The 3,461-nt window shown below is 71.5% G+C and carries 2 protein-coding genes; one reads left to right on the top strand and one right to left on the bottom strand.

Translation table 11 applies throughout. The features are described from left to right. Positions 1–1,737, top strand: a 1,737-nt coding sequence (locus tag VGW35_17355; GenBank protein ID HEV8309430.1) for a hypothetical protein, incomplete at its 5' end; no start/stop codon positions are given. A gap of 33 nt (positions 1,738–1,770) precedes the next feature. Here the strand turns inward: VGW35_17355 and VGW35_17360 are convergent. Next, positions 1,771–3,132: a hypothetical protein gene (locus tag VGW35_17360; protein HEV8309431.1), complete on the bottom strand. Its 1,362-nt coding sequence runs from the start codon at positions 3,130–3,132 to the stop codon at positions 1,771–1,773. Positions 3,133–3,461 lie beyond the last annotated feature (329 nt).

The following is a 3,461-nucleotide window of genomic DNA, read 5'->3' on the forward strand; positions in this document are numbered from 1 at the left end:
AATCCCTTCTTCCTCGAAGAGCTGGCCTGGGCAATCGCGGAGCGGGCTTCCGCCCACGAGCCTGCGAGCATCCCCGAGACCGTTCAGGGAGCCCTCCTGGGCCGAATCGATCGGCTGCCGCAGGCGCGGCGTCGGCTGCTCCAGACGGCCTCCGTGCTCGGCCGGGGGTGTCCCGCGCGCCTGCTGCGCGCGGTCTGGGAAGACGCCGACGACATGACCGACCATCTCCGGGAGCTCCAGCGGCTCGAGTTCCTGTACGAGCGGCCCGGGGTGGAGGAACCGCTCTACGTCTTCAAGCACGCCCTGACGCAAGAGGTGGCCTACGAGAGCCTTCCCTCGGAGCGACGACGCCTGCTCCACCGTCGGGCCGTCGGCGCCCTCGAATCCCTGCACGCCGAGCGACGCGTCGAACACGTCGACGAGCTCGCTCACCACGCGGTCCGGGGCGAGCTGTGGGAGCAGGCCCTCGCCTACCTCCGTCAGGCGGGGGCCAGGGCGGCGGCCCGATCCGGCTTCCGGGAGGCCGCGGCGCACTTGGAGGGCGCGCTCCGGGTCCTGGCGCATCTTCCCGAGAGTCGCGACGTCCTGGAACAGGCCATCGACGTCAGGGTCGAGCTGCGCAATGCACTCCTGCCCGTCGGCGAAGAAGCCCGGATCTTCGCGTACCTTCGCGAGGCCGAGGCCATCGCCGCGGCCCTCGGCGATGAGCGTCGGCTCGGAACGGTCTTCCTCGCCCGGACCTTCCATCTCATCATGATGGGCGCCCACCAGGAGGCGCTCGAGTGCTGCCGGCGCGCGCTGGCCGTGGCCACCGCCATCGGGAGCTTCCCGCTCGAGGTCAGGGCCAAGTACTATCTCGGCGGGATCTACGAGTACCTGGGCGACTATGGCCGGGCGATCGAGTCCCTGAGGGAAACCGCGGCCCGGCTCGACGGCGAGCGGATCCGTGAACAGCTCGGCTCGACCGGCTACCCTTCGGTCCTCTCGCGTGCCTGGCTGGTGTGGTGCCTGGCCGAGGTCGGAGAGTTCGCCGAGGCGGTCGCGCGGGGAGAGGAGATGGTGCGGATCGCCGAGACGCTCGACGACCGCTACAGCTCGATCGCGGCGTACCGGAGCGTCGGCCAGACCCACCTCAACCGGGGAGACATCCCGGCGGCCATCGCCGCGCTCGAACGCTGCGTCGGGCTCCTCGGCGCCGCCGAATTCCCGCGCTGGGTCTTCGGAACCACCACGCTGCTCGGCTACGCGTACGTGCTCTCGGGACGGCTCTTCGAGGCCGAGCCTCTCCTGAAGCAGGCGCTGGCGCGAGAGACTCCCGTGAGATCGACGCACCACGCCCGTCTGGTGGCCTGTCTCGGCGAAGCCTACCTGCTGGCCGGGCACCGGGACGACGCGATCCGGCTCGCCGGGCGCGCGCTGAGTCTCGCGCGCCAGCGAAAGGAACACAGTCACGAGGCGCACGCCCTTCGCCTCCTCGGCGAGATCGACTGCCGCCGCGATCCCCCCGACCTCGAGCAGGCCGAGGGCCACTATCGTCAGGCGCTGGAGCTGGCCGAGACGCTCGGGATGCGCCCCCTGGCGGCCCACTGCCGTCTCGGTCTCGGCCGGGTTCACGGACGAGCGGGACGAAGGCCGGCGGCCGAGGCGCATCTCGGGGCCGCCGTGCTCCTCTTCCGGGGCCTGGACATGGGGTACTGGCTGGAGCAGGCCGAGAGCGAGCTCGAAGCGATCCCCTGATTCCCGCCGGAGGGACCCCGCCGGGCGGCGACCTCAGGGCCGCAGGCTCGCAGCCGACGACTCCCAGACGCAGCGGCCCGCGACCGACGCGGCCCGCACGGCGGTCGCCCAGTAGTGGAGCCGCACAGGGTCCCGCCGCACGATGACCGTGTCGCCCAGCGCCGACGGGGTCGGCAGGGCACACTGGCCGGGCGGAGTGACGGACACCACGGCGGGCAGGAAGCCCTCAGCCGAGAACGGCTTCCCCATCGCCAGGCCGTGCAGGTAGCTCCGGGGGCCGCTGCGCTGGAACACCACCACGCTCGTCCCGTCGACGCCCTCGACGACGCCCGGGAACGAGTCGAAGACGTCCGGGCCGCCCCCGAGCACGAGCTGCTGGTCGATCCGGGCAAAGCCCGTCGCGATCGGCGTCACCTCGAAGCGGACCCACATCACGCACGAGGTGGCCGGGGTGCCCCCGCCTGGGCACCGCGTCGCGTGGACCGCCGTGAAATACGTGACCGTGCTCACCTCCGCCGTCGCCCGTCCCCCGGCCGCCTGCCTGATGCGGGCGTCGCCGGTGTCGAGCCGCACCGCGCTTCTCGGCTGAGGTGAATCGGGCGGGGTCGCGTACCGCCGCGGGCCGCGCAGGACGAAGCTCCGAAATGTCGGCGGCGTGTCCCAGACGCGAGACACGCGGTAGCGGTCATCGGAGCCAGTGCCGGTGAACACCGTGTTCACGAAGTAGACCGGGTCCCGCAGGTCGGCGGCCCAGGGGCCCGAGGTCTGAACCGGCTGCAGGGCGAAGAACGAGCGATCGCCGGGGGTGGCGCTCGGCTGAAACACGACGATCCGGGGGAGCGGCGCGCAGCCGGCCGTGTTGTCGGCCAGCGCGAGCTTGTCGAGCACGCGGACGACGGCGAAGGTGAACGCGTCGGTGGCCAACCCGTACTGGTCGGTGGTCAGGACGAGCCGCTCCGTCCCGACCGCGAGGCCCAAGTCCCCCGCGCGGCTCGCCAGGGCTGTTCCGCCGTCCCGCTTGGCGTCGATGGCGTACCGGCACCAGTGGGCGGGCTCCAGGTCTGGCGGCTCGGGACTCCGGGACACCGCGAGATGGAGCAGCGACGTCCCGCCGGCATCCGCCCGGCCCCGGTGCTGCAGCGCGGCGATGTAGAAGCGGGAATTGACCGCGTTCGGGTCAAAGAGCACCTGCGGATCGAGCACCGCGGCGCCGTCGGAAGCGCCGAAGAAGGCGCCGAGCGTCTTCGTCTGCCGGGTCCCGCCGGTCACCGTCAAGAGGCGGAGCGCCGAGTTCGCGGCCAGGATCACCCGGCTCACGCTCTTGCCGACGCTCGGGGAGGGTGGCACCAGGCCGCCAGCGGCCACCTGGTCGAGCCCCGGAAACCTGATGGTCACCGCGAGGCTCACCGATGTGGTGCGCCCGGCGGATGCGGGTTCGGCTGGGGCGATCTGGGCGGTCAATCGACCGGCCGACGCCCCGAGGACGAGAAGCAGCGAAGCGGCTCCGATCAGTAATCCACGACCAACGTGCCTCATCATGTGCCTCCCCTTGTCGGTGACGTTGCGTCACGACGCTCGTAGGAAGGCGCAAGACCCGGGCCATCAAGGAATATCGAAAAAACGCGGGCTTGCATGATGGACCCCGCGCTTCGTCACCGGTGTTGACGAATCTCCGACGACCACCGGGTACGCCGGTGGAATCGCGGCGACGAGGGTCGGGGCAG

Source organism: Candidatus Methylomirabilota bacterium (assembly GCA_036005065.1).
GTDB lineage: Bacteria > Methylomirabilota > Methylomirabilia > Rokubacteriales > DASRDR01 > DASYQW01.